Source organism: Mesorhizobium sp. WSM4809, assembly GCF_055811655.1.
In genome coordinates, this window is the sequence record NZ_JBVVQW010000006.1 from 202945 (window position 1) to 228561 (window position 25617).

General features: G+C 63.5%; 20 protein-coding genes. 10 read left to right on the plus strand and 10 right to left on the minus strand.

Features of this window, described 5'->3' with window-relative positions:
• Positions 1-57 precede the first annotated feature (57 nt).
• Together AC0L24_RS17565 and AC0L24_RS17570 are read right to left on the minus strand one after the other, a co-directional pair.
• Positions 58-321, minus strand: coding sequence for a hypothetical protein (locus AC0L24_RS17565; protein WP_164748978.1), 264 nt, complete (start codon positions 319-321; stop codon positions 58-60).
• Positions 322-477: 156 nt separating this feature from the next.
• A complete protein-coding gene (locus tag AC0L24_RS17570) occupies positions 478-2964 on the minus strand; it encodes a mechanosensitive ion channel family protein (protein ID WP_127810157.1) in 2487 nt (828 codons plus the stop codon).
• Positions 2965-3204: 240 nt separating this feature from the next.
• Between AC0L24_RS17570 and AC0L24_RS17575 the strand changes: the two genes are divergently transcribed.
• The 5 genes from AC0L24_RS17575 (at position 3205) to AC0L24_RS17595 (ending at position 9999) form a co-directional block, all read left to right on the plus strand.
• Entirely contained in the window at positions 3205-4464 is a 1260-nt protein-coding gene (locus AC0L24_RS17575) for a sarcosine oxidase subunit beta (protein WP_127810156.1), read from the plus strand.
• Between the two features lie 17 nt (positions 4465-4481).
• Positions 4482-4796 (plus strand): sarcosine oxidase subunit delta, encoded by a 315-nt coding sequence (locus AC0L24_RS17580; protein ID WP_127381894.1) that lies wholly within the window; start codon positions 4482-4484, stop codon positions 4794-4796.
• Positions 4793-7786 carry a sarcosine oxidase subunit alpha gene (locus AC0L24_RS17585; protein WP_128287888.1) on the plus strand — a complete coding sequence of 998 codons (2994 nt, stop codon included), beginning with the start codon at positions 4793-4795 and terminating at the stop codon, positions 7784-7786. Before AC0L24_RS17580 ends, AC0L24_RS17585 begins: the two co-directional genes overlap by 4 nt.
• The gene (locus AC0L24_RS17590; RefSeq protein ID WP_127398087.1) at positions 7779-8381 is read left to right on the plus strand and encodes a sarcosine oxidase subunit gamma; all 603 of its coding nucleotides are present in this window, start codon (positions 7779-7781) and stop codon (positions 8379-8381) included. The genes AC0L24_RS17585 and AC0L24_RS17590 overlap by 8 nt, the downstream gene beginning before the upstream one ends.
• Positions 8382-8556: 175 nt before the next feature.
• Positions 8557-9999 carry an MFS transporter gene (locus tag AC0L24_RS17595; protein ID WP_127810154.1) on the plus strand — a complete coding sequence of 481 codons (1443 nt, stop codon included), beginning with the start codon at positions 8557-8559 and terminating at the stop codon, positions 9997-9999.
• Between the two features lie 11 nt (positions 10000-10010).
• Here the strand turns inward: AC0L24_RS17595 and AC0L24_RS17600 are convergent, their stop codons facing one another.
• Entirely contained in the window at positions 10011-10715 is a 705-nt protein-coding gene (locus tag AC0L24_RS17600; protein WP_164873834.1) for a nitroreductase, read from the minus strand.
• A gap of 204 nt (positions 10716-10919) precedes the next feature.
• On the opposite strand from AC0L24_RS17600, the gene AC0L24_RS17605 reads away from it, so the two are divergent.
• The 5 genes from AC0L24_RS17605 to AC0L24_RS17625 are packed head-to-tail and all read left to right on the plus strand — an operon-like array spanning position 10920 to position 18480.
• Entirely contained in the window at positions 10920-11483 is a 564-nt protein-coding gene (locus AC0L24_RS17605; protein WP_127810153.1) for a helix-turn-helix domain-containing protein, read from the plus strand.
• A gap of 20 nt (positions 11484-11503) precedes the next feature.
• The gene (locus AC0L24_RS17610) at positions 11504-13957 is read left to right on the plus strand and encodes a GcvT family protein (protein ID WP_127810152.1); all 2454 of its coding nucleotides are present in this window, start codon (positions 11504-11506) and stop codon (positions 13955-13957) included.
• Positions 13954-14859 (plus strand): homocysteine S-methyltransferase family protein, encoded by a 906-nt coding sequence (locus tag AC0L24_RS17615; RefSeq protein ID WP_127399248.1) that lies wholly within the window; start codon positions 13954-13956, stop codon positions 14857-14859. The genes AC0L24_RS17610 and AC0L24_RS17615 overlap by 4 nt, the downstream gene beginning before the upstream one ends.
• Positions 14852-16033: a pyridoxal phosphate-dependent aminotransferase gene (locus AC0L24_RS17620; protein WP_027034771.1), complete on the plus strand. Its 1182-nt coding sequence runs from the start codon at positions 14852-14854 to the stop codon at positions 16031-16033. The genes AC0L24_RS17615 and AC0L24_RS17620 overlap by 8 nt, the downstream gene beginning before the upstream one ends.
• On the plus strand, positions 16030-18480 hold the full coding sequence (locus AC0L24_RS17625; RefSeq protein ID WP_127810150.1) for a GcvT family protein: 2451 nt from the start codon (positions 16030-16032) through the stop codon (positions 18478-18480). The genes AC0L24_RS17620 and AC0L24_RS17625 overlap by 4 nt, the downstream gene beginning before the upstream one ends.
• Before the next feature lie 147 nt (positions 18481-18627).
• On the opposite strand, the gene AC0L24_RS17630 is transcribed toward AC0L24_RS17625, so the two are convergent.
• From AC0L24_RS17630 to AC0L24_RS17660, 7 genes are all read right to left on the minus strand, one after another.
• Positions 18628-19215: an NAD(P)H-dependent oxidoreductase gene (locus AC0L24_RS17630; protein ID WP_127810149.1), complete on the minus strand. Its 588-nt coding sequence runs from the start codon at positions 19213-19215 to the stop codon at positions 18628-18630.
• Positions 19215-19796, minus strand: a complete 582-nt coding sequence (locus AC0L24_RS17635; protein ID WP_164895588.1) for an NAD(P)H-dependent oxidoreductase — start codon at positions 19794-19796, stop codon at positions 19215-19217. The genes AC0L24_RS17630 and AC0L24_RS17635 overlap by 1 nt, the downstream gene beginning before the upstream one ends.
• Before the next feature lie 205 nt (positions 19797-20001).
• Positions 20002-21405: an FAD-binding oxidoreductase gene (locus AC0L24_RS17640; protein WP_292680109.1), complete on the minus strand. Its 1404-nt coding sequence runs from the start codon at positions 21403-21405 to the stop codon at positions 20002-20004.
• Positions 21405-22706, minus strand: a complete 1302-nt coding sequence (locus AC0L24_RS17645) for a cytosine deaminase (RefSeq protein ID WP_127810146.1) — start codon at positions 22704-22706, stop codon at positions 21405-21407. Before AC0L24_RS17645 ends, AC0L24_RS17640 begins: the two co-directional genes overlap by 1 nt.
• Positions 22707-22892: 186 nt before the next feature.
• A complete protein-coding gene (locus AC0L24_RS17650) occupies positions 22893-23744 on the minus strand; it encodes an ABC transporter permease (protein WP_127397312.1) in 852 nt (283 codons plus the stop codon).
• Complete coding sequence (locus tag AC0L24_RS17655; protein WP_127810144.1) at positions 23731-24555, minus strand: ABC transporter ATP-binding protein; 825 nt, start codon at positions 24553-24555, stop codon at positions 23731-23733. The genes AC0L24_RS17650 and AC0L24_RS17655 overlap by 14 nt, the downstream gene beginning before the upstream one ends.
• Before the next feature lie 12 nt (positions 24556-24567).
• A complete protein-coding gene (locus AC0L24_RS17660; RefSeq protein WP_127810143.1) occupies positions 24568-25572 on the minus strand; it encodes an ABC transporter substrate-binding protein in 1005 nt (334 codons plus the stop codon).
• Between the last annotated feature and the right edge of the window lie 45 nt (positions 25573-25617).

Consider the following 25617-nt stretch of genomic DNA (forward strand, 5'->3'; position numbering starts at 1 on the left):
TACCGGAAACAATAAAAGGCCGAGCAAATGCCCGGCCCTCAAGATATGCAACCGGAATTACTTGATTCGGGCGACGCCGCCCGAGATTTCGATGGTTTCCGAACCGGTCAGAGCTTCGAGGTCGCCGTTCGGCAAGGTGACGAAACAGCCATTCGGGCAGAACTCAACCGTTTCGCCACCAGCCAGCGCGAGGTCGGTCTTGCTGCCGCCCTCGGTCACGACCAGCGTGCGGGTCTCGGCGTCCTTGTTGACCGCGCTTGCGGCATGGACCGAGCCGATGGCGGCGACCAGGGCGACGGCAGCGACGAGAGACTTCCACATGGTGCAATATCGGTGTTCCCACCGCCTCTGTTGCATTTCGCAAGGCAATTTCGCCTTTGCATGGGAGCTTATAGGAGATGGAAGCTGAACCGCAACTGAATGCCGCATTCATGCCGCAATCGGTTCCGGCAGGATCAAGGTCGACGGAGTCCCAGCTTAGTCCGGATCTGGCTTCTTGGTTTTGCGGGACTTGACCAGCCGCTTCTTCTCCGCCTCGGCTTCGGCCTTTATCTGCTCCTGTTCGGCGAAGTCGGCCTCGATCTTGTCGTCGTCTGTCGGCCACGCCTTGGGCTTATGGGCCTCGACCACGGCGCGCGGCGTCGAGGGCATCTCGATGTGTTCGCTGCTGAATTTTTCGAGGACGGCAAAACGGATGTCGTTCTGCGCGATGTTGCCATTCATCACATCGGCCAGGAACACGCGGATCTCGAATTCCAGGGCGGCAGGGCCGAAATTGGAAAACAGCACGAAGGGTTCGGGGTTCTTCAGCACCATCGGGTGGCTGCGGGCGATCTCCAGCAGGACGGCATGAACCTGCTTGACGTCGCTGCCGTAAGCGACGCCGACCTTGATGTCGACGCGGCCGAGCTTGTTGCGGTGCGTCCAGTTGCCGACGGCGTTGTTGATCAGGTTCGAATTGGGCAGGATCACCGATTGCCGCTGGAAGGTTTCGATCTCGGTGGCGCGCACGCTGATCTTCTTGACTGTGCCGCTGACATCGCCGGCAACGATCCAGTCGCCCACCTTGAATGGTCGCTCGGCCAACAGGATCAGGCCGGAAACGAAATTGGACACCACGTTCTGCAGGCCAAAGCCGATACCGAGGGAAAGAGCGCCGGCGACCAGCGCCAGGCTGGACAGGTCTATGCCCGCCGCCGAGATCCCGACCAGTGCCGCGAGCGCGACGCCGGCATAGCCGACCGCCAGCCTGATCGAGTTGCGCACGCCGGTATCGACCTTGCCACGCGCCATCACCGAACCGTCGAGCCAGCCCTGGAACCAGCGCGTCAGGAAATAGCCTATGATGAAGACGACGATGCCGGAGAGGATGCCGGTCACCGAAATGGTCACCGACCCGATGTTGATCCCGGTTGCGAGCTTGTAGGCCCAAGCCTGGATATCGCCCAGCTGGAAACCCCACATCAGCAGGATCAGCGGCAGGAACACCAGCACGATCATCACATTGATGGCAACGCTGACGACAAGGCCTAGCTGGTCGAGGGCCGTATCCTCGTAGCTGGATTTGGCCGACAGCCAGCGCCCGACGGTCGTGTTGGCGAAAGCACCCTCCTCGCCGATCGCCTGTGCCGACAGGAAACCGATATAGGCGGTGATCAGCGCGGTGCCGGTAACGACGACCTGCAGCGAAACGAACAGAGCGAGGCCGATGTAACCAAGCAGCGCCGCGACGATGGTGAAAAGACCGAGTGCAAGCGCCGTATAGCGCAGCCATGCCGGCCACGGCCGCCAACTTCCATCACGCGCCTTGAATGGCCTCAGCATCGCCATCAGGATCAGGATGACGCCGACGATGATGGTTGCGCCGAAACTGCGGGCAATGGTCAATGACAGCGGCGAGCCCATTTTGTCGTTGATCACCGACAGGAAGGTGTTGACGCTGATGACCACGGCCATGGCGGTGGTCAGGCGCACCAGCCAGCGCGCCGGCCCCGTTTCAACCGGGATAAGGCGCCAGTTCGGCAGCCGCGGCTCCAGCGCCGCATTGGTCAGCCGGTTGACGCAGAACACCACGCCGATGGCGGTCGCCAATGCATTGAGGAACAGGCCAATATCACCGCGCAACACATTGTAATAATTGAAGAAGAAAATCGTCGATCCCAGAAAGGCGGCAACCGCCAGCGTTGGCAGCAAGGTTGACCAGAAAGCCACCGATAAGCGGCTGAGATAGGACGGGTCTTCATTGGAGGGATCGGCTTCGAACACCCTCCCGAACAGCCGCCTGCCGCCGACCAGCAGCACCAGCGCCAGCCCGAGCGCCACGAAGGTCGCTGCGAGGATGGCCTGGAACTTGAACTTGAAAGCGAAGCTCAGCCAGGAAGACACCGCCTTGTACAGATTGGTGTATTCGTCCTGGGCGTCGGAGAACACCTGCGGGCTCAGCGCATCCGACAGCACGTAGCGTTTGGTCAAAAGGTTGCGGAACAACTCGCTGCGCATATTGCCGATCTTATCGATCAGCCCGCTGATGCGGATCGACAGGGCCTGGGCCTGCGAGATGACCGCATTGATCTCGGCCTTTTCCGACACCAGCGCCTGGCGTTCGCCGCTGACGATGTCGGGCTCCGGCGGCTGGCCCGCCGCAGGTGCCGCGCCAAGCTGCTCAAGACGGCTGTTGATCTCGCCAAGACGCGTGCGGAAGGCCAGTGCGCTGTTCAGCGATTGCCGAGACAACTCCTCGAGCTGCAGGCGGATATCGACAAGGCTGCTATCCTCCTCGGCGTCCTGCTGGATCTGCTTCTCGAAATTGTCGGTCTTGGTCGTCAGGTCCTGGATGATCTTCTGCTGGTCGGCGACCAGTCCGGCGGGCGCCTGGCCGAGCCCTTGTGCAGCCGCGTCGAACGACATCGGCGCCGAAACGACAAGCGCGAGGAGCAAAATGAGACGAAGCAATCGGAAAAGCATGATTTGTTGGCGACTCATCTGCGGCAAAGGCAATTTGAAAAGCCTGCCCTTGATAAAGACGGCCCTATCATGGGGCAAGCCGTCGTATAGCGAGCCCATCCGATCATTGGCGCCAACAAATCACTCACCCCCATCGATCCATCTCAAGCGTCGGCCAGTCGAAAGGCGATGGCGCAATATTGGCTTTGCGGGTGCGGCCTGCTCTATAGTCTGCCGCATCGCCCGAACCGGATGACATCAATGGCAGAGTACTCGGCCTTTTCGCTGCTCGCGAACGCGCTCAAGGGAAACAAGGATTGGAAGCCGGCATGGCGCAAGCCTGACCCGAAGGCGTCCTATGACGTCATCATCATCGGTGGCGGCGGTCATGGGCTGGCGACCGCCTATTATCTTGCCAAGGAACACGGCATCACCAATGTCGCCGTTGTGGAAAAGGGCTGGCTCGGTTCCGGCAATGTCGGCCGCAACACCACGGCGGTGCGCTCGAACTACCTGCTGCCGGCCAACACCCGCTTCTACGAACACTCGATGAAGCTGTGGGAGAACCTCTCGCATGAGCTCAACTACAACGTCATGTTCTCGCAGCGCGGCTGCCTGAACCTAGCGCACACGCCGGCCCAGTTCGACGACTATGCAAGGCGCGGCAACGCCATGCGCCATCTCGGCGTCGACGCCGAACTGATGACGAAAGCTGAGATCAAACGTCTGATCCCGGCGCTCGATGTCTCCGAAAGCGCGCGCTTCCCGGTGGTCGGCGGCTTGATGCAGCGCCGCGCCGGCACCGCCCGCCACGATGCGGTGGCCTGGGGCTATGCGCGTGGCGCCGACCGGCGTGGCGTCGACGTCATCGAGAATTGCGAGGTCACCGGCTTTCTGCGCGATGGCGACCGTATATCAGGCGTCACCACGTCGCGCGGCGACATCCGCGCCAGGAAGGTGGCCGTGGCGGTCGCCGGCAGCACCGGACGGGTCATGCAGATGGCCGGCATCGAGACGATGCCGATCGAGAGCCATGTGCTGCAGGCCTTCGTGACGGAATCGCTGAAACCCTTCATCGATACCGTCGTCACCTTCGGCATGGGCCATTTCTACATGTCGCAGTCGGACAAGGGCGGCCTCATCTATGGCGGCGACATCGACGGCTACAACAGCTACGCCCAGCGCGGCAATCTGCCTGTCGTCGACGAGGTGATGAGCGAAATGCTGGCGCTGTTTCCGGGCCTTGCGCGCGTGCGCATGCTGCGCTCCTGGGGCGGCGTCTGCGACATGTCGATGGACGGCTCGCCGATCATCACCACCGGCCCCCTGCCCGGCATGTATCTCAACTGCGGCTGGTGCTATGGCGGCTTCAAGGCGACGCCGGCTTCCGGCTGGTGCTTCGCCTGGACCATCGCCAAGGACCAGCCGCACGATCTCAACGCCCCCTTCACCCTCGACCGCTTCCACCGCGGCCTGGTGATCGACGACAAGGGCCAGGGTGCAAACCCCCGGCTGCATTAGGCATTAGGTAGAGTTCAATGTTGATCACTTGCCCCTATTGCGGTCCGCGCGACGTCATCGAGTTCACCTATCAGGGTGACGGCAACCGCGAGCGTCCCGATCCTGCCTCTCAGAATTTCGAGGCGTGGAATGCCTATGTCTATGACAGGCTGAACCCGGCCGGGGATCACAACGAGATTTGGCAGCATTCCGGCGGCTGCCGCGCGCATCTGCGCGTCGTGCGCAACACGCTGACGCATGAGATTTCCAGCGTTGCCTTCGTGCGCGGTGATCATCAAGGGCGCGGCGATCATGGCTCCGCCGCGCGCCGCAAGGCGGAGGACAAGGCATGAGCCCGCGCCGCGCCGATACCGGCGGCCGCATCGACCGGCTGAAAACCATCCGCTTCACCTTCGACGGCACGGCCTACACCGGCCATGCCGGCGACACGCTGGCGTCGGCCCTGCTGGCCAAGGGCGTCACGCTTTACGGACGTTCGTTCAAATACCACCGCCCGCGCGGCCTGCTCACAGCCGGCGTCGAGGAACCCAACGCGCTGGTGACGGTGCTGAAGGGCGAGGTTCGTGAACCCAACATTCCGGCGACCATGGTCGAGATCCATGACGGCCTGGTTGCCATCAGCCAGAACCGCTTTCCCTCGCTTGCCTGGGACATCAACGCCGTCAACCAGCTCGGCGGCAACATCCTGTCGGCCGGCTTCTACTACAAGACCTTCATGGGACCGGTGTTTGGGCCGCTCAAAGGCACACGCTTCTGGATGTTCTGCGAACACTTCATCCGCCGCGCCGCCGGTCTCGGCAGCGCCGGAACGGCGAAGGACCCGGCCCGCTACGAGCGCATGAACGCCTTTTGCGACGTGCTGGTGGTCGGCTCGGGGCCGGCCGGCCTGATGGCCGCCAGGACCGCCGCCGATCAGGGAGCGCGCGTCATGCTGGCCGATCTCGAGCCGCTTTTCGGCGGTTCGGCCAACTGGTCCGGGGAAAGCATCGATGGCGCGCCTGCCGCCGACTGGGCGCGGCGCGCGGTCGCCCAGCTCGCAGGCCGCGACAATGTCCGGCTTCTACCGCGCACCACGGTGTGGGGTTATTACGACAACAACACGCTTGCCGCGCTCGAACGGGTCAGCGACCACAAGGATCAACCAGGCAAGGGCGAGCCGCGCCATCGCTATTGGGCGATCCGTGCCAAATCCGTGGTCCTGGCCACCGGTGCGTTCGAGCGGCCGCTCGTGTTCCCCGGCAATGACCGGCCAGGCGTGATGCTGGCGCATGCAGCCGAGCGCTATGCCAACGAATTCGGCGTGCTGCCGGGCGAGCGGATAGCGCTGTTCACCAACAATGACAGCGCCTATCGGGCGGCCGTCGCCTTGAAGAAGGCCGGTGCCGCGGTCGTCGCCATCGCCGATGTTAGGCCGGAACTTTCGCCGGAGATGCGCAAGCTGGCCGCGGAAGCCGAGGCCGAGATCTTCGCTGGCCATGCCGTCGTCGCCACCGAAGGCGGAAAGGCGCTGTCCGGCCTCAAACTGCAACGCTTCGATATGGCCAACGGCACGCTCATCGGCGATGCACGCAGCATCCATGCCGATTGCCTGCTGATGTCGGGCGGCTGGTCGCCGACCATCCATCTGGCCAGCCAGGCCGGCGCCAAGGCGGAATGGAATGCCGCGCGGCAGGCCTTCCTGCCGCCGAAGCCGACACAGAGCTGGATCGGCGCCGGCGCCTTCACCGGCAGTTTCTCCACCGCCGAAGCCATCGCCGAAGGCCGCGCCGCAGGCCTTGCCGCAGCCGGTGGCCCCAGCGCGCCTTCTGTATTGCCGGTGGTGGAAGCCGTGCCCGGCGATCCTGATCCCGCGCCGGTGTTCGAGATCAGGGCCAAGGGCAAGAGCTTTGTCGACTTCCAGCACGACGTGACGGCAGAGGACGTGCGGCTGGCGCACCGGGAAGGCTTTGTCTCGGTCGAGCATCTGAAACGCTACACCACGCTCGGCATGGCGACCGACCAGGGCAAGAGCTCCAACGTGCCCGGCCTTGCCATCATGGCCGAAGCGCTGGGCAAGCCCATCCCCGAGGTCGGCACGACGCGCTTCCGGCCGCCCTTCGCGCCGGTGTCGATCGGCTCGCTGGCGGCGGAACGTTTTGGCGATCTCAAGCCCGAACGATTGACCCCGATGCATGATTGGCATCTGGCCAACGGCGCGACCATGTATTCAGCGGGCCTCTGGTATCGCCCGATGATCTACGGCCATGCAGGCGAAACGGTCGAGCAGGCCTATGTGCGCGAAGCCAAGGCGACACGCGAAAGCGCAGGGATCGTCGATGTCTCGACATTGGGCAAGATTGCCGTGCAGGGCCCCGACGCCGCCGCATTCCTCGACCGCGTCTACACCAACATGTTTTCGACGCTGGCCGTCGGCAAGGCCCGCTACGGTCTGATGCTGCGCGAGGACGGCCTTGCTTTCGACGACGGCACCACCTGGCGGCTCGGCGAGCAGGACTTCCTGATGACCACCACCACCGCCAATGCCGGCAAGGTGATGCAGCATCTGGAATATTTCCTCGACGTGATCTGGCCGGAGCTGAAAGTCCACGTCACCTCGGTGACCGACGAATGGGCGGGGGCCGCGATCGGCGGGCCGAAGGCCAGGCAGATCCTCGCCTCTTGTGTCACCGGCACCGCAGTCGACAATGCCACCTTGCCCTTCATGGGCCTCGTGCGCGGCGAGATAGCAGGCGTGCCGGTGATGATCTGCCGGCTGTCCTTCTCCGGCGAAATGGCGTTCGAAGTCTATTCCGGCGCCGGCCACGGCACCCATGTCTGGGAAGCGCTTGTCGAGGCCGGCAAACCGTTCGGGCTGGTCACCTACGGGCTCGAGGCGCTGGGCACCATGCGCATCGAAAAAGGCCATGTCACCGGCGCCGAGATCGACGGCCGCACCACGGCGCGCGACCTGCATCTCGACTGGATGCTGTCGAAGAAGAAGCCGTTCATCGGCTCGGCGATGATGGACCGCGAAGGCCTGATCGCGTCGGACCGCCTGGAACTGGTCGGCCTGATCGCCCTCGACAACCTACCGTTCAATGGCGGCGCGCACATCGTCGAGGAGGTTGACGAGGCCAATCCGCACGGCTCGATCGGTCACATCACCGCCTGCTGCTATTCACCGGCGCTCGGCAGGCATATCGCGCTGGCGCTGGTCAAGGGCGGCAAGGCACGGCAGGGCACGCGCGCTCATGTCTCCGATCCCTTGCGCAACCGGTTTGGACCGGTCGAGATCGTCTCCAACCACTTCTTCGATCCGGACGGGAGCCGCATGCATGGTTGAGCGCCAATCACCCGAACCCTTGTCGCCGCTTGAGCCTGAATTCCATGTCGGCTCGCACGGCAATTTCGAGCACGGCGTCGAGATCATCCTGACCGAGACAAGGCCGGGCTCGATCGTGCAGCTCGCCGCGTGGCCCGGCGAGGAGAAGAAGCTGATAGCAGCCATCCGCACCGTCACCGGGCTTGCCCTGCCCGATGGCGCCGGCGGCGGCTTGAGCGACGGCGTGAAATCGGTGTTCGGCTTCGCGCCGGGAAAGTTCACCGTTGCCGATGAAGCCGAAGGCCTGGCTGCGGCCTTTGCCAAAGTGGTGACCCCCGCCATTGGCACCGTGACCGACCTCTCGCACGGCCGCACCGCCATCCGCATTGCCGGGCCGAAGGCCGAATGGGTGCTGGCGAAATTCTTCGCCATCGACTTCGCGCTGCCGGCCTTTCCGGTCGGCGCCGGCCGTTCGACCACCCATCACGACATCTTCGCCCAGATCCAGCGGACCAGTGCCGACCAGTTCGACATCTATGTCTTCCGCTCGTTCGCACGCTCTTTCTGGAAGGCGCTCTGCCATGCCAGCGAGGAAGTCGGCTACGAGGTGCAGTAGGCGGCGCGGCCGGATGGCCGCGTTGCCCACATCTGGCATCAACGCCAGCCGCTTCTGCCGCTCGAGAATCGGGCCGCCGGCGCCCATGGTGCGAAAACGTGGCCGCCCAACCGGCCCGAGGGATATGAAATCCCTTCTTCAAGAGTCGGCACATTCGTTTGGTTCGAACATCTCCATGACCGCAGAACTATCCGCCGGCGCCACGGATCGCGCCGATGTGCCGGCCAGAGCCCTGCTCCTGCTGCCGCTGACGGTTGCCTGCGGCGTGTTCATGACCAGCCTCGACCAGAATGTCGTGGTGACCGCGCTGCCGGGCATCAGCGAAAGCCTCGGCCGTCCGCCCAGCCAGCTCGGCCTCTTGATTACCGTCTATGTCGCCAGCCTGATCATCTCGATGCCGCTTGGCGGCTGGGCCGCCGACCGCTTCGGACTGCGCAATGTCTACTGTTTTGCCTTGCTGGTGTTCGCCGCCTCGTCGGCGCTCTGCGGACTGTCCGACAACATCTGGACGCTGGTTGGTGCGCGTGCGCTGCAAGGCTTCGGCGGCGCCTTGATGGGCACACTCGGCCAAGTCGTCATCCTGTCGACCTTTCCGCGCAGCCGAACGCTGAAGATCAACATGTACATCTCGCTGGCCGGCCAGTCCGGACCGTTGGTCGGTCCGCTCGTCGGGGGCGCGCTGACCACCTACATTTCCTGGCGCTGGATCTTCTTCATCAACGTGCCGTTCGCGCTGGCGGCGGCAATTCTTGCCGCCTCGCTGTTTCCGACGATGACCAAGCCCGTGCGCACGCCGTTCGATTTTCCGGGCTTCCTGCTGGTCGGCAGCGGCATGGTGCTGCTCGTCTTCGGCATGGATTCGCTTGCTGCCAAGGATGCCGCGGGCGGCATCATCGCCGCAGAACTGGCGCTGGCGCTGGCCATCCTGACCATCGCCTCGTTCTACTGCCTGCGCGTGCGCAATCCGCTGCTCGATCTCAAGCTGTTGCGCATCCGTACCTTCCGCATTTCGTTCCTCACCGGCGGCGGGCTGGACACGATCGGCCTCAGCTCGGTGGTGTTCCTGCTGCCCTTGATGTTCCAGCTCGGCTTCGGCATGAGCGCGGTGCAGGCGGGATCGCTGACCTTCGTCGCCGCGGTCGGCTCCGTGGCCATGCGCTTCTTCATGCCGCGCGTCCTCAACCGTTTCGGCTTTCGCCGCGTGCTGGTCTACAACACGCCCATCGTTGCCGCCATGGTCGCCGGCTTCGCCTTGATGCAGGCGACCACGCCGGTGTGGATCGTGCTGACCTACATCTTCGTCTTCGGCGTCTTCCGCTCCGCGCAATGGGCCTCGACCGGCAATCTCGCCTATTCCGACATCGCGCCCGAGCAGCTCGCCCGCTTCAGCGCGCTCTATTACATATTATGGCAGCTAGCGGTGGCGATCAGCGTCGGCCTGGCTGCGGCGGCATTGTCATTTCTGGCCGGCGGCGGTGCAGCCGTCGCCAACGATTTCCGAATCCTGTTCGTCATCGAGGGCATCATCACGCTCTGCGCGCTGCTTGCCTACCTCAAGCTGACGCCACAGGACGGTGCCCATGTCAGTGGCCACGGCGCACAGATGAACACCGAATGAGGCTGGCTGGCTTATTCGCTGAACGTGACCCACTCTTCAAGCGGCACGCGGTCGGTGCGGAAGGCGTTCTCAGGTTTTGACGTATCTTCGTAACCAACCGCCATGCCGCAGACGACGATCTCTTCGTCCGGAATGTCGAGCACCGGCCTGATCTGCCGGTGATAGGGCGCGAAGGCCGCCTGCGGACAGGTGTGCAGACCCCTGCCTCTTGCTGCGACCATGATGTTCTGCAGGAACATGCCGTAGTCGATCCATGAGCCCTGGTTGAGGCGGCGGTCGATGGTGAAGATCATGCCGACCGGGGCGTCGAAGAAGACGAAGTTGCGGTCGTGCTGGGCGCGCATCTTGTCGACCTCGCGACGACCGATCCCGAGCGCGCCATAGAGGCCGAAACCGTTGGCGCGGCGGCGGGTCAGATACGGCTCGAAGAACTGCGTGGGATAATACCGGTACTCGTCCCAATCAGCTTTTTCAGCGCGAATGCCGGAATTGAGAATGGCGTCTGATATCCGCTGCTTGCTCTCGCCCTTGGTGACATAGACCTTCCATGGCTGCATGTTGGTGCCGGATGGGGCACGCGCCGCAACCGACAGAATGGCGCGGATGGTTTCGTCGTCGACCATGTCGGGCAGGAATGCGCGCACCGAACGGCGCGACAGGATCGCCTCGTCGACAATCTCGGCATCGCCCGGAATTCGGGGGTTATTTTCCAGCATGGGCCGTCCCTTACCCTTTGTCTCGATCGGACGTCCCCACTCGCCGCTCTCGGCGGAGCCTTTGCATGAACCGTCAAAATCGCGCAAGCAAATCTTGTGCATCCGTGAAAATCTACTTGATTTTTTCATGAGCTTGACTTCTCATGAAATTTGGCCAGATTTTTTCATAAAGTGAGTGCTTTGCCTTCGACTACCGCTAGAACATTGCAGGTACCTGACGAACGCGTGCTGGCCGGCGATATCAGGGCCCTGCGCAAGGCGCGCGCGCTGACACTCGCCGAGATCGGCTCGAAGCTTGGCCGTTCGGTCGGCTGGGTCAGCCAGGTCGAGCGCGGTCTGTCGACGCCATCGCTCGGTGACCTCCGAGCCTTCGCCGAACTGTTCGGCGTGCCGATCAGCCTGTTCTTCAGCCATGACGTACCTGTCGAAAGCGAGCGCGGCGTGGTCGTGCGCGCTGGCAGGCGCCGCACGCTTGGCACAAGCGAATCCGGCCTGGTGGAGGAGCTTCTGTCGCCCGATCTCGGCGGTAGCTTCGAGATGGTGCGTTCGGTCTTCGCGCCGGGCGCGGAACTGAAGGCCGAGGCGCAGCGGCCGACCGAGGAAGCTGGATACGTCGCCTCCGGGCTGTTCGACATCGAGATCGGAGGTGTCTGGCATCGGCTTGGCGAAGGCGACTCCTTTCGCTTTGAAGGCAAGCCTTACCGCTGGCGCAATCCGGGCGCGGAGCCTGCAATTGTCATCTGGGTGGTTTCACCACCCGTCTATTGAGTTCAAGTTTGGAGAAGAACATGGCGGGTTTGCCGAGCACGGCGCGCGTGGTGATCATCGGAGGCGGTGCCGTCGGCACTTCCGCGCTCTACCATCTCGCCAAGGCGGGCTGGACCGACTGCGTGCTCTTGGAAAAGAACGAGCTGACTTCGGGCTCGACCTGGCATGCCGCCGGCAACGTGCCGACTTTCTCCTCGTCCTGGTCGCTGATGAACATGCAGCGCTATTCGACCGAGCTTTATCGCGGGCTGGCCGACGCAGTCGACTATCCCATGAACTATCACGTCACCGGCTCGCTGCGCCTTGCCCACACGAAAGAGCGCATGCAGGAATTTCAGCGCGCCAAGGGCATGGGCCGCTACCAGGGTATGGACATCGACATCGTCGGCGTCGACGAGATCCAGCGCCGCTATCCCTTCATCGAGACGCATGATTTGAAAGGCGCGCTCTACGACCCGAGCGACGGCGACATCGATCCGGCGCAGCTCACCCAGGCGCTGGCCAAGGGCGCGCGCGACATGGGCGCGAAGATCATCCGCTTCTGCCCGGTCACAGGCGTGCGCCGCGAGAACGACGAGTGGGTGGTCGAGACGGCGCAAGGTGAGATCCGCTGCGAGATCGTCGTCAATGCCGCCGGCTACCGCGCCGCCGAAGTCGGCCGGATGTTCGGCCGCGACGTGCCGATGATGGTGATGAGCCATCAGTACATTTTGTTCGAGGAGATCCCCGAGCTGGCGGCATGGTCGAAGGAACAGGGCAAGAAACTGCCGCTGCTGCGCGACGTCGACACCTCCTACTATCTGCGTCAGGAGAAGAACGGCATGAATCTCGGTCCCTATGAGCGCAATTGCCGCGCGCATTGGGCCACCCACAACGACCCGATGCCGGAGGATTTTTCCTTTCAATTGTTCCCCGACGACCTCGACCGGCTGGAACATTATCTGGCCGATGCCGTCGCCCGCGTGCCGATCCTTGGCACCGCCGGCCTGTCCAAGGTGATCAACGGGCCTATCCCCTACACGCCGGACGGCAACCCGCTGATCGGCCCGATGCCCGGCGTTCCCAACGCCTTCGAGGCCTGCGTCTTCACCTTCGGCATTGCCCAGGGTGGCGGCGCCGGCAAGGTGCTGGCCGAATGGGTGACAGAGGGCCAGACCGAATGGGATATGTGGTCGTGCGACCCGCGCCGCTTCACCTCCTTTGCCTCGGCGCCGGACTACTGCCTCGCCAAGGGCATGGAGATCTACGGCAACGAATACGCGATCCAGTTCCCGCGCCATGCCTGGCCGGAAGGCCGCGACCGCAAGCTGTCGCCGATCCACGATCGCATCAAGGCGCTCGGCGGCCGCTTCGACGCCTACAATGGCTGGGAGCGTGCCACCTGGTACGCACAAGACGGCGATGACATTTCCGAGGAAGCCACGCTGACCTTCCGCCGCGACGGACCGTGGCATCATCGCGTGCGCGAGGAGTGCCTGGCCGTGCGCGACGCCGCCGGCATTTTGGACCTGCCGGGCTTCTCGCGCTTCAACCTCGACGGTCCCGGTGCCGCCGAATGGCTGAGCCTGCAGGTCACCGGCCTGGTGCCGAAGCCCGGCCGCCTCGGTCTCGTCTATTTCGCCGACGACAAGGGCCGCATCGTCACCGAAATGTCCGTGGTTCGCCACGACGACAACCTGATGACGCTGATCACCGCGGCGGTCGCGCAGTGGCATGATTTCGAATGGCTGAAGTCGCGCATGCCCAAGGATGCGCCGTTCAGGCTGATCGACCGGACCGAGGAATTCTCGACCCAGATCCTGGCCGGCCCGAACTCGCGAAAAATCCTCACTGATGTCTGCGAAGCCGACCTCACTCTGCCATGGCTGACGCATCAGGAAACCAAGATCGCCGGCCGCTGGGCGAAGCTTGTGCGCGTCTCCTTCGCCGGCGAACTCGGCTGGGAAATCCACACCAGGGTGGACGACACCGCCGCCATCTTCGACGCCGTCTGCGCGGCAGGCCAGCAGCATGGGCTGAAGCCATTCGGCATGTATGCGTTGGATTCGCTCAGGCTTGAAAAAGGCTACCGCACCTGGAAGGGCGACCTGTCGACCGACTATTCGATCCTGCAGGGGGGGCTGGAGCGCTTCGTCAAATGGGACAAGCCCGATTTCCGTGGCAAGGCTGCACTCCAGAACGAAAAGCAGCAAGGCGTGAAGAAGCGCTTCGTCACGCTGGTTATAGAGAACCCGGGCGACTGCGACGCCCCTTCGGTGTCGACGCTGTGGCATGACGGCAAGATCGTCGGCGAGACGACGTCCGGCGGTTGGGGCCACCGGGTCGACAAGTCGATCGCGCTCGGCATGCTGCGCGCCGATCTGGCCGAGCCAGGCACATCAGTCGAGGTCGAAATCTTCGGTGACCGCTTTCAGGCGATCGTGCAGAAGGATGAACCGCTGTGGGATCCGAAGAACGAAAGGCTGCGCGCATGAAGAAAATCATCCTCACCGATGGCGGCATGGGCCAGGAACTGGTCCGCCGCAGCAAATCCGAGCCGACGCCGCTATGGTCGGCCAGGGTGCTGATCGACGAACCTGATCTGGTGCGCGACCTGCACGCGGAATTCATTCGCGCCGGCGCTCGCGTCATCACCATCAACACTTATTCGGCAACGCCCGAACGCCTGGCGCGTGAAGGTGCGGAAGACCTTTTCAAGCCGTTGCAGAAGCGCGGCATCGAATTGGCCAGGCAGGCCCGCGACGAGGCCGGCGATGCAGCCATCGCCGGCTGCCTATCGCCGCTTTTCGGCAGCTATGCACCGGCACTGACCATTTCCTTCGAGGCCACGCTCGATATTTACCGCCGCATCGTTGCCGAGCAGGCCGATGGCGTCGACCTGTTCCTGTGTGAAACCATGGCGTCGGCGGACGAAGCCCGCGCGGCGGTCACCGCGGCATCGGAAAGCGGCAAGCCGGTATGGGTGTCGTGGACGCTGGCCGACCACGGCAAGCCGCGGCTGCGCAGCGGCGAAGCAATAGCCACCGCGGCAAGCGCGCTCGACGGCCTGGCAGTCGCCGCGCGGCTGGTCAATTGCTGCCGGCCGGAAGCAATCGCCGCGGCTTTGCCTGAACTGATCGACCTCGGCGGCCCGGTCGGCGCCTACGCCAATGGCTTCACGTCAACCGAAGCACTCAAGCACGGCGGCACCGTCGATGTGCTGCACGCTCGTCACGACCTTGGCCCGGATGCCTATGCCGACCAGGCGATCGGCTGGGTCGAGGCTGGGGCAAGCATCGTTGGCGGCTGCTGCGAAGTCGGACCACCGCACATCGCCGCTCTGCGCGACCGGCTCGAACAGGCCGGCTACGAAATTTCGGGAGTTTTGCATGCCTAGACCATCATCGCGCATTTCCGGCATCGTGCCTTCGGGCAAGGACGGCTGGGAAGTCCATTTCGCCGCCTGGACGCGCAAGGAGGCCGGCGAAGACATCATCATGCTGTCGGTCGGTGACCATGATTTCGACACGCCTTCGCAGACGATCGAAGCCTGTGTGACCGCGGTTCGCGGCAGCAATCATCACTACACCCCGCTTCCCGGCCTGCCGCGCCTGCGCAAGGCGATGGCGGCGGCCTCGAGCGCCTGCACCGGGGTCGAGACGTCGCCGGATCAGGTGATCGCCACGCCGGGCGGACAGGCCGCACTCTACGCCGCTGTGCAGGGCGTGCTCGACCAGGGCGACCACGCCATCGTCGTGGCGCCCTACTACGCCACCTATCCCAACACGTTCAGCGCCGCGGGCGCTGACTTCACAGTCGTCGAGACACCGGCCGAGGATGGCTTCCAGCCACGTGCCGACATGATCCGCGCGGCAATCCGGCCGAACACGCGCGCCATCCTGATCAACACGCCGAACAATCCGACCGGTGCTGTCTATTCGCGCGAGCGGCTGGAGCAGTTGGCAGAAGTCTGCCGGGAGCACGATCTCTGGCTGCTGTCGGACGAAGTCTACTGGACGCTCGGCGGCGGCGAGCACGTCTCGCCGCGCTCGCTGCCAGGGATGGCCGAGCGTACGCTGGTCATCAATTCGATGTCCAAAAGCCACGGCATGACCGGCTGGCGCATGGGCTGGCTGACGGGACCGGAGGAGATGATCACGCTCATGATCAATCTCAATCTGGTGACGACCTACGGCCTGCCGGCCTTCATCTCGATCGCCTGTTCCGAGGCGCTGGAGAACCGTTACGGCGTCAAAGAGATCGCCGAACGTTACGCGGCACGCCGCACCGTCTTGCTCGACGCCGTGCGGGGCATGAACGACGTGACCGTGCGCGGTTCGGAGGGCGGCATGTATGTCATGCTCGACATCTCGGCCGTCGAACCGGACGATGAGAAATTCGCCTGGGCCCTGCTCGACAAGGAAAAGGTCGGCGTCATGCCCGGCTCCAGCTTCGGCGAGGCGGCCGCCGGCCACATTCGCATCAGTCTCTGCCAGCCCGAACCGGTGCTGCAGGAAGCTGCACTCCGTCTGCGCCGCTTTGCTTCCAGCTACCGTCGCGAGGCAGCATGACCGCCAAGGCAGTTCCCGCCAAAGCAAGGGCGGTCATCATCGGCGGCGGCGTTTCCGGCTGTTCGGTCGCCTATCACCTGGCCAAGCTTGGCTGGACCGATATCGTGCTTCTCGAACGCAAACAGCTGACGTCGGGCACGACATGGCATGCCGCCGGCCTGATCGGCCAGCTGCGCGGCTCGCAGAACATGACGCGGCTGGCGAAATATTCCGCCGACCTCTACGTCAAGCTGGAAGCCGAGACCGAGGTCGGCACCGGCATGCGCCAGGTCGGTTCGATCACCGTGGCGGTGACCGAGGAGCGCAAGCACGAGATCTACAGGCAAGCATCGCTGGCGCGTGCCTTCGATGTCGATGTCCGCGAGATTTCGCCCAGGGAAGTCAGCGAGATGTACCCGCATCTCAATGTTTCCGATGTCGTCGGCGCCGTGCATCTGCCGCTCGACGGCCAGTGCGACCCCGCCAATATCGCCATGGCCCTGGCCAAGGGCGCGCGCCAGCGCGGCGCCACCATCGTCGAGAATGTCAAGGTCACCAAGGTCCACAGCAAGGCCGGCCGCGTCACCGGCGTGTCCTGGGCGCAAGGCGAAGAGCAAGGCACGATCGAGGCCGACATCGTCGTCAACTGCGCCGGCATGTGGGCCCGCGAACTGGGAGCGCAGAACGGCGTCACCATACCGCTGCACGCCTGCGAGCATTTTTACCTCGTCACCGAACCGATCCCCGGCCTCACCCGTCTGCCGGTGCTGCGCGTGCCCGATGAGTGCGCCTACTACAAGGAAGACGCCGGCAAGATGATGCTGGGCGCCTTCGAGCCGGTGGCCAAGCCGTGGGGCATGGACGGCATAAGCGAGGATTTCTGCTTCGACCAACTGCCTGAGGACATGGAGCATTTCGAGCCGATCCTCGAAATGGGCGTCAACCGCATGCCGATGCTGGCGACCGCCGGCATCCACACCTTCTTCAATGGTCCTGAGAGTTTTACGCCCGACGACCGCTACTATCTCGGCGAGGCGCCGGAACTGGCCGGCTACTGGATGGCGACCGGCTACAATTCGATCGGCATCGTCTCATCCGGAGGCGCCGGCATGGCGCTGGCGCAGTGGATCAACGATGGCGAAGCCCCCTTCGACCTGTGGGAAGTCGACATCCGCCGCGCACAGCCGTTCCAGAAGAACCGCCGCTACCTCAAGGAGCGCGTCTCCGAAACGCTCGGCCTGCTCTATGCCGACCATTTCCCCTACCGCCAGATGGCGACCTCGAGGAATGTCAGGCGTTCGCCGCTGCACGAGCATCTGAAGGCGCGCGGCGCCGTTTTCGGCGAAGTCGCCGGCTGGGAGCGCGCCAACTGGTTCGCCCGCGAGGGCCAGGAGCGCGAATACCGCTATTCCTGGAAGCGCCAGAACTGGTTCGACAACCAGCGCGAAGAACACCTCGCGGTCAGGAATGGCGTCGGTCTGTTCGACATGACCTCGTTCGGGAAGATCCGTGTCGAGGGCCGCGACGCCTGCGCTTTCCTGCAAAGATTGTGCGCCAACGACATGGACGTCGCGCCGGGCAAGATCGTCTACACCCAGATGCTCAACCAGCGCGGCGGCATCGAGAGCGACCTGACGGTTTCGCGGCTGTCGGAAACGGCTTTCTTCCTCGTCGTCCCCGGCGCCACGCTGCAGCGCGACCTGGCTTGGCTGCGCAAGCACGTCGCCGACGAGTTCGTCGTCATCACCGACGTGACGGCGGCCGAAAGCGTGCTCTGCCTGATGGGCCCGGACGCGAGAAAGCTGATCCAGAAAGTCAGCCCCAACGATTTTTCCAATGATAAAAATCCGTTCGGCACGTTCCAGGAAATCGAGATCGGCATGGGCCTGGCCCGCGCCCACCGCGTCACCTATGTCGGCGAACTCGGCTGGGAACTCTATGTCTCGACCGACCAGGCGGCCCATGTCTTCGAGTCGATCGAGGAGGCAGGTGCGGATGTCGGCCTGAAACTCTGCGGCCTGCACACGCTGGATTCCTGCCGCATCGAAAAGGCCTTCAGGCATTTCGGCCACGACATCACCGACGAGGACAATGTGCTGGAAGCTGGCCTTGGCTTCGCGGTGAGGACCGCCAAGGGCGACTTCATCGGCCGCGATGCCGTGCTGCGCAAGAAGGAAGCCGGCCTGTCACGCCGGCTCGTCCAGTTCCGCCTGAAGGATCCAGAGCCCCTGCTCTTCCACAACGAAGCGATCTTGCGCGACGGCAAGATCGTCGGCCCGATCACATCTGGCAATTACGGCCATCATCTCGGCGGCGCCGTTGGGCTGGGCTATGTGCCTTGCAAGGGCGAGAGCGAGGCGGATGTACTGGCCTCAACCTACGAGATCGAGATCGCCGGCGAGCGCTTTGCGGCGGAAGCGTCGCTGAAGCCGATGTATGATCCGAAGTCAGAACGGACAAGGATGTAGCACCCCTCTTCCTTCGCCCCGTTTACGGGGAGAAGGTGGCCCGAAGGGCCGGATGAGGGGCGGCGCCAACCTCTGCAATGTTCGTGCTGCCCCTCATCTGCCTGCCGGCATCTTCTCCCCGTAAACGGGGAGAAGGACGCTAATTCCCTAAAACCGCTCCAACTTCGCCCGCACCTTCGCCAGAAACGCCGCCCGCGTTGCCGGCGTCGAGGCATCCATCAAATAGTGCGCCAGGAAAAACGTCCGGCAGCGCGTCGCGCACAGCGCCCGCATGCCGCGCAGCAGGGTCTTGCGTCCCGGCTGGCCGACGACGACGCTCCACCAGGTCGGCGCGCCGCAGGTTGTGATGACGCCGACCTTGGTCACATGCGTCATCAGCGACTTGATCCGCCCCTTGCCGGCCGGCAGCTTGAAGGCGACGTCCGTCGCCCACACCCGGTCGAGCCAGCCCTTCAGCATCGCCGGCAGTCCGTACCACCATGTCGGATAGACGAACAGGATCGCCTCGGCCCAGTTGAGCAGTTCGAAATGCGGCTTCAGTGCCGGGTCCTGCGGCGACTGGTCGTTGTAGGAGCGCCGCTCGTCGCAGCCCATCACCGGATCGAATTTCTCGGCGTAGAGGTCGAGCAGCCGCACCTCCCAGCCTCGTCGCATCAGCACGTCGATGGCAGTGTCGCGAATTGCTGCACAGAAGCTGTCCGGCACCGGATGGCAGTAGACCACCAGCGCACGCATCAGAAGGCGTCCATGCTGGCCGCGACCTTGGTCGTGAAAGCCTTGCGCGTTTGGTCGGTAGACAGGTTCATCGCGTAGTGCGCGAGGTAGCTCACAGGCGCGCCCGGTTTTACGGTGGCGCGCAGCATGCGCTTGATCAGCTTGCGTGGCGGATCGCCCATCAGCATGGCGCGGAACCGGCTGCCGCCATAGGTGGTCACCGCGGCAACCTTGCGTATGTTGTGCAGCGACGGCTGCGCCTTGCCGTCGACCAATTTGAACGACACGCCGGGCAGGAAGACGCGATCGAAAAAGCCTTTCAGGATCGCTGGAAAGCCGTAGTTCCAGACCGGATAGGAAAGCACCAGCGCATCGGCGCGCAGCAGGCGTTCGACATAAGGCGCGGCAGCGTCAGCGGCGCCGCGCTGGTTATGATAGTTCAGCCGTTCATCGCGCGTCATCCGCGGATCGAACGCTTCGGCATAGAGATCGCAGTCGTCCACCGCATGGCCCGCCGCTGTCAGCCGCTCTACGATCATGCGGTGCAGGCCGGCATTGAAGCTGGTCTCGACCGGATGGGCGTAAAGGACGAGGATGTTCATCGGAGGACATCCTGCAGGTCAGCGCGAGGCACCCCCCTCTGCCCTGCCGGGCATCTCCCCCTCAAGGGGGGAGATTGGCGGTTTCCGCGTTGCTGCCTATCTGCGACGTTGATAGTTAGCGAAAGCAGCGCGGCAATCTGATCTCCCCCCTTGAGGGGGAGATGGCCGGCAGGCCAGAGGGGGGTGCAGCGCCACACGCTGGTCATCAGCTTGCCCTCTGCAGCCCCTTGAAAAGGAATGTCCGGCCCGAACGATAATCATAGTCCGGGTTCTCCCAGGCGATCATCTTGCCGGGGTTGAGGAGCCCTTGCGGATCGGTCTCGCGCTTGAAAGCGAGCTGCACCGCGTCGGTCTGCTTCATGCCGCCCTCTTCCAGCGTGTAGCGATGCGGGTTGAAGATCGGGCAGCCATTCTCCTCATGCAGACGCACGATCTCGTCGAGCCGTGCTTCGGTGGTGAACTTGACCAGCGGCAGGCCGAAGCAGGTGATGTTGCCGTCCAGCCGTACGAATTCCAGATGCGAAAAAACCTCGCCGGGAAACATCGCATCCATCTTCTCGACCAGCGCCAGCTGGTTGGGAAAGGGGTAGAGCGACTGCAGATAGGTGATCGAAGGGTCGACGCGCAGCGCTCTCAGCGTGGTGTGGTTCCAGGCCAATTCATAGGCCGGCGGCAGGCCCTTTTTCTCGTCCGGCGTCGCCGTGGCCGCATTGTAGATCACCTCGCCACCGGCACGGCGGGTGAAGGCCAGGAAAGCGTCCAGCCCGTGCCGCGCCACCATGACGACGCAAATGCTTTGCCCCTGTTTCAGGAACTTTTGATGCCGCTTGAAATAGAGTTGCGGCACGGGTGCGGCTATCGGCGTGATCAGCTTGGTCAGGATACCGTCCTGGCAGGCCAGCGCATTGCCATACCGGGCGACATCCATGAAAGCGTCGAAGCCGACGATGACATCGATCCATTCATAGGCCGCGGTCAGCGGCATCTCGACCTCCGATATGATGCCGTTGGTGCCATAGGCGTGGGTGACCTTGTGCAGATCCTCGCCGGTGAGTTCGAGCGCTTTCGGTTCGGCCTCCATGGTCACCACACGCAGGCGCAGCACATTGCCGAAATCGCGCAGGCCGCCGAAATTGATCGAACCGACGCCGCCCGAACCGCCGGCGATGAAGCCGCCGATCGAAGCGGTGTTGTAGGTGGACGGCGACAGCCGCAGTTCCTGCCCGGAATGCGCCCGCGTTGCCTTGTCGATATCGGCCAGGATGGCCCCCGGTCCGCTCACAACGCGACCTGGCGCGATCGACTTGATCTCGTTCATCTCGGCAAGGTTGAGCACGACCCCGCCGGAGAGCGGCATCGCCTGGCCGTAATTGCCGGTGCCGCTGCCGCGCGGCGTCACCGGCACGCCATGGCGGTGACAGGCGGCAAGCACGCGGATCAGTTCGGCCTCGTTCCTTGGCGTCACGATCAGATCGCCGGTGACATGGTCCAGTTGCTGCTTCAGCACCGGGCTGTACCAGTAGAAGTCACGGCTCTTCTGCTGGACGATGGCCGGGTTGTCGTCGACCTTGAGCCCGTCAAGATCGCGTTTGAGCGCCGAAACGTCCATTATCCCACCATCAGTTCGTCGAGTTCGGCATAGTCGGGCAATTGCCGGTCGATCGCCTTGCCGCCGCGCACCACGATGCGATCTGATTCGGGTCGCGAGAGCAATTCCGTCCAGCTTCGGCCTTTGAACACGATGAAATCGGCATCGCCGCCGGCGGCAAGCGTGCCGAAGCCATCAAGCCGCATCACCTTGGCCGGCGTCGCGGTGACCGCTTGCGGCCAGTCGGCGACCGGATGGTCCAAATGCAGGATGCGCGTCGCCATGCGGTAGACCTCCAGCATGTCGAGATCGCCATAGGCGTAGAAGGGATCACGCGTGTTGTCGGAAGCGACTGCCACCGGAATGCCCCTCGCCTTCATCTCGTGCAGCAGCGTCACACCGCGCCAGCGCGGCGTGGTTTGGTCGCCGCGCCGGTCCTGCAGATAGAGATTGCACATCGGCAGCGAGACGACGGCGAGCCCGGCCTTCGCCACTTTGTCCAGCGTATCGAGCACATCGAGGTCCGGCTGGCGCGCGAGCGAGCAGCAATGGCCGACGAGGATGTTGCCTTCGAAACCGCTCCAGAGAGCGGCTTCGGCGATCTTCTTCAGCGATATGGCGGAGATATCGTCGGTCTCGTCGGCATGGAAATCGAGATCGAGGCCATGCTTGATGGCTTGCGCGAAGACATGGTCGAGCAGTTCTTCGAGGTCCGGCACCATATAGGTGACGACACCGAGCACGCCCTTCGCCGCGGCAACCCTCTTTGCCAGCCTGTCGAACCACTTTTTGTCACGCACGCCTTCGATGCCGAGCAAACAGGCGCCCTGCAATTCGATACGGCCGCGCCATTCCTCGCGCATCGTCTCGAACACTGGCCAGGAGATTTCCTCCTGCGGCGCGACGCTGTCGATGTGGGTGCGCAGCGCCCTGGTGCCATGCGCGTAGGCGCAGCGCAGTGAAAAATCCATCCGCCGTGCCAAATCCTCGGCCCTCCAGCGTGCCACGCGATCGGCACCGGCGGCATTCAACGCGCCCAAGAACGTGCCGTCAGGATTGGGCTTTCGCGGCCAGATATGGCCCTTGTCGATATGCGTGTGGCAGTCGACGAAGCATGGCAGGATTATACGGCCGGCGAGGTCGATCGCATCGGCAGGCGCTTTCGATCGGTCATGCGCTGCAATGCTGGAGACCTTGCCGTCGGCGACGGCAATGTCGGCCAGCGCGAAACCGTTATTATCGTAAGTTGCAGTAAGGCCCGACGTCAGTGATTGATGAACACGGACGTTAGCGAGCTGATAAGAGCCGGAGGCTGGTATCAAGGCCTGCCCCCCTCTGTCCTGCCGGACCTCTCCCCCTCAAGGGGGAAGATTGGCAGCGTCCGCGCCGGCTCTTTTTTTTCAACGTTGGAGATTGGCGAAGGTCGTGACAACAGCCAATCTCCCCCCTTGAGGGGGAGATGCCCGGCAGGACAGAGGGGGGCGCTTCGCGCCAACCTTTCAGTCATCCTAGCGCTCCTGCTTCAGTGCGCTTTCGTGCCAGCGTCGCAAAATGAGATGCGAAATCAGCGACAGCACGAGGAAGATCAAAATGCCGGTCAGCGAGATCAGGAACAGCGCCGCGAACAGCCGCGGCGCGTTGAGCCGGTAGCCGGCCTCGATGATGCGCGAGGCGAGGCCGGACGACTGGCCGGTGGTGCCGGCGACGAACTCGGCCACCACGGCGCCGATCAGCGACAGGCCTCCGGCGATCTTCAGCCCGCCGAGGAAATAGGGCATCGCCGCCGGTAGCCTGAGATAGCGCAGTTGCTGCCAGCGCGTCGCGCCGTTGAGCTTGAACATGTCGCGCAGATTGCGGTCGACGGAGTTGAGGCCAAGCGTGGTGTTGGACAGGATCGGAAAGAAGGCGACGATCCAGGCGCACAGCAGAAGCTTGGTCGTCTGGTCGTTCACATAGATGTTGATCAGCGGAAAGATCGCCACGATCGGCGTCACCTGCAGCACGATGGCGAAGGGGAAGAACGACATCTCCACCCATTTCGATTGCGCAAACAGCACCGCCAGCCCGACCCCGCCGATGACGGCCAGAGCCAGGCTGAGGAACGTGATGCGCAAGGTGACCAGCAGCGAGGAAAACAGCAGGCCGGCATCGCTATAGAGCGTCCACAGCACCACGCCCGGGCGCGGCAGGATGTACTGCGGAATCTCGTTCCAGACGCAGATGCGATCCCACAGCCAGATCGCCAGGATCATGATCGCCAGCGGCAGCACCCAGCGGCCGATCCGTTCGAACCGCTCCTGGCGCACGCGGCGCGCTTCCTCGGGGTCGAGTTCGAGCACGTGCTCGTCAATGGCCGTCATGATGCGCGCCTGCTGTTGAATTAATGGCCTTGACCAGCACGTCGGAGGCCTGCCGGCAGAGGGCCGCATAGTGGGGCGAGGTGCGAAACGCCTCGTCGCGCGGATAGGAGGCCTCGATGGCGAGTTCGTCGAACACCCTGCCCGGCCGCGCCGCCATGACGACGACGCGGTTGGAGAGGAACACGCTTTCAAAGACGCTGTGGGTGACGAAGACGACGGTGAAGCGTTCGTCCTGCCACAGTTCCAGGAGATCGTTGTTGAGCTTGAAGCGGGTGATCTCGTCGAGTGCGGCGAACGGCTCGTCCATCAGCAGCACGCGCGGTTTGGTCACCATGGCGCGTGCGATCGAGACGCGCATCTTCATGCCGCCGGACAGTTCGCGCGGCACCGCGTCTTCGAAACCGGTCAGGTGAACCCGCGCCAGCATTTCAGTGACCGCTGGCGCGGCCTTGGCTCGGCTGATGCCTTTCAGCCGAAGCGGCAGCCAGACATTGTCGAAGACATTGGCCCAAGGCAGCAGCGTCGGCTCCTGGAAGACGAAACCGATGTTCGAACGATCAAGGGAGCCGCCGCCGCGCCAGTCGAGCACGCCGGAGGTCGGCGTCGACAGGCCGGCGATCAGCCGCAATGCAGTCGACTTGCCGCACCCCGACGGCCCGAGCAGGCTGAGGAAATCGCCTTCCCGGATCGTCAGATTGACATCGCTGAGCGCCGGCACGCCGTTGGAGAAGACCTTGCCGACGCCCCTCAGCGCCAGCAATGTCGATGCAACATCCGAGGCCGGCGCTGGCGCCACCTTTTCCCTTATCATGCCGGGACCGGTCTATTTCTTCAGCTCGAGCCCGACGCCTTTGTTGATGAAGGTTAGCGTGTAGGCCTTCTTGATGTCGATGCCGTCGGGTGTGACCTTGGCCTTGACCATCTTGTCGTAGAAACTCTTGATCCGCTCGTCGGTCATGGCGCCGATGCCGAGCTTCTCGGTGTCGCCGGAATCGGCCAGGCCGAACTTCTTCATCTGCTCGATCGAGAACGCGATCTGCTCGTCGCTCATGTCGGGATTGTCTTTCTTGATCATGTCGTTGGCGGCCTTGTTGTCGCCGTAGAGATATTTGTACCAGCCCTTGGCGGAGCCATCGACGAAGCACTGGACCACCTCCGGCTTCTTGTCGATCGTGTCCTGCATCACCTCAATCGTCGTCGAGTAGGTGTCCCAGCCATAGTCGGCAAGCAGGAACTGGTTCGGCACGAAGCCGCCTTCCTTCTTGACCGCGAAAGGCTCGGAGGTGACGTAGCCCTGCTGGATCGACTTCTTGTTGGCGAGGAAAGGAGCGGTGTTGTAGGTGTAGGGCGCGCGCTTGGAGGCGTCGAAGCCGAGTTCGATGACCATCCACTGGAAGAAGGTCTGCACGCCCTCGTCGCCCAATATGTACTGGTCGGCGCTCTTCAGGTCCTCCCATTTGTCGAGCCCCTCGCCGGGGTGGGACATGATGACCTGCGGGTCCTTCTGGAAATCCGCCGCCACCACGCGCATCGGAATGCCTTGCTGGACGGCATCGAAGGCCGACAGCAGATTACCGCCCATGTAGAAATCGATCTTGCCGGCCAGCAGCATCGGCCGGCCGCTGACCTGCGGACCGCCCTGCATGATGGTGACGTCGAGGCCGCAGGCAGCGTAGGTGCCGTCCGCCACGGACTGATAATATCCGCCATGTTCCGGCTCGGCCAACCAGTTGGTGCCGAAGGTGACTTTTTCATTCGCAGCCGCACCCAGCGTGCTGGCTGCAAGCAAGGCCACAACCGCCACCGAGATCTTCTGTTTTCCGTACATCGACACCACCCTTTGTTTGCTCCGGCGCGCCACGCGCCAGGCTCG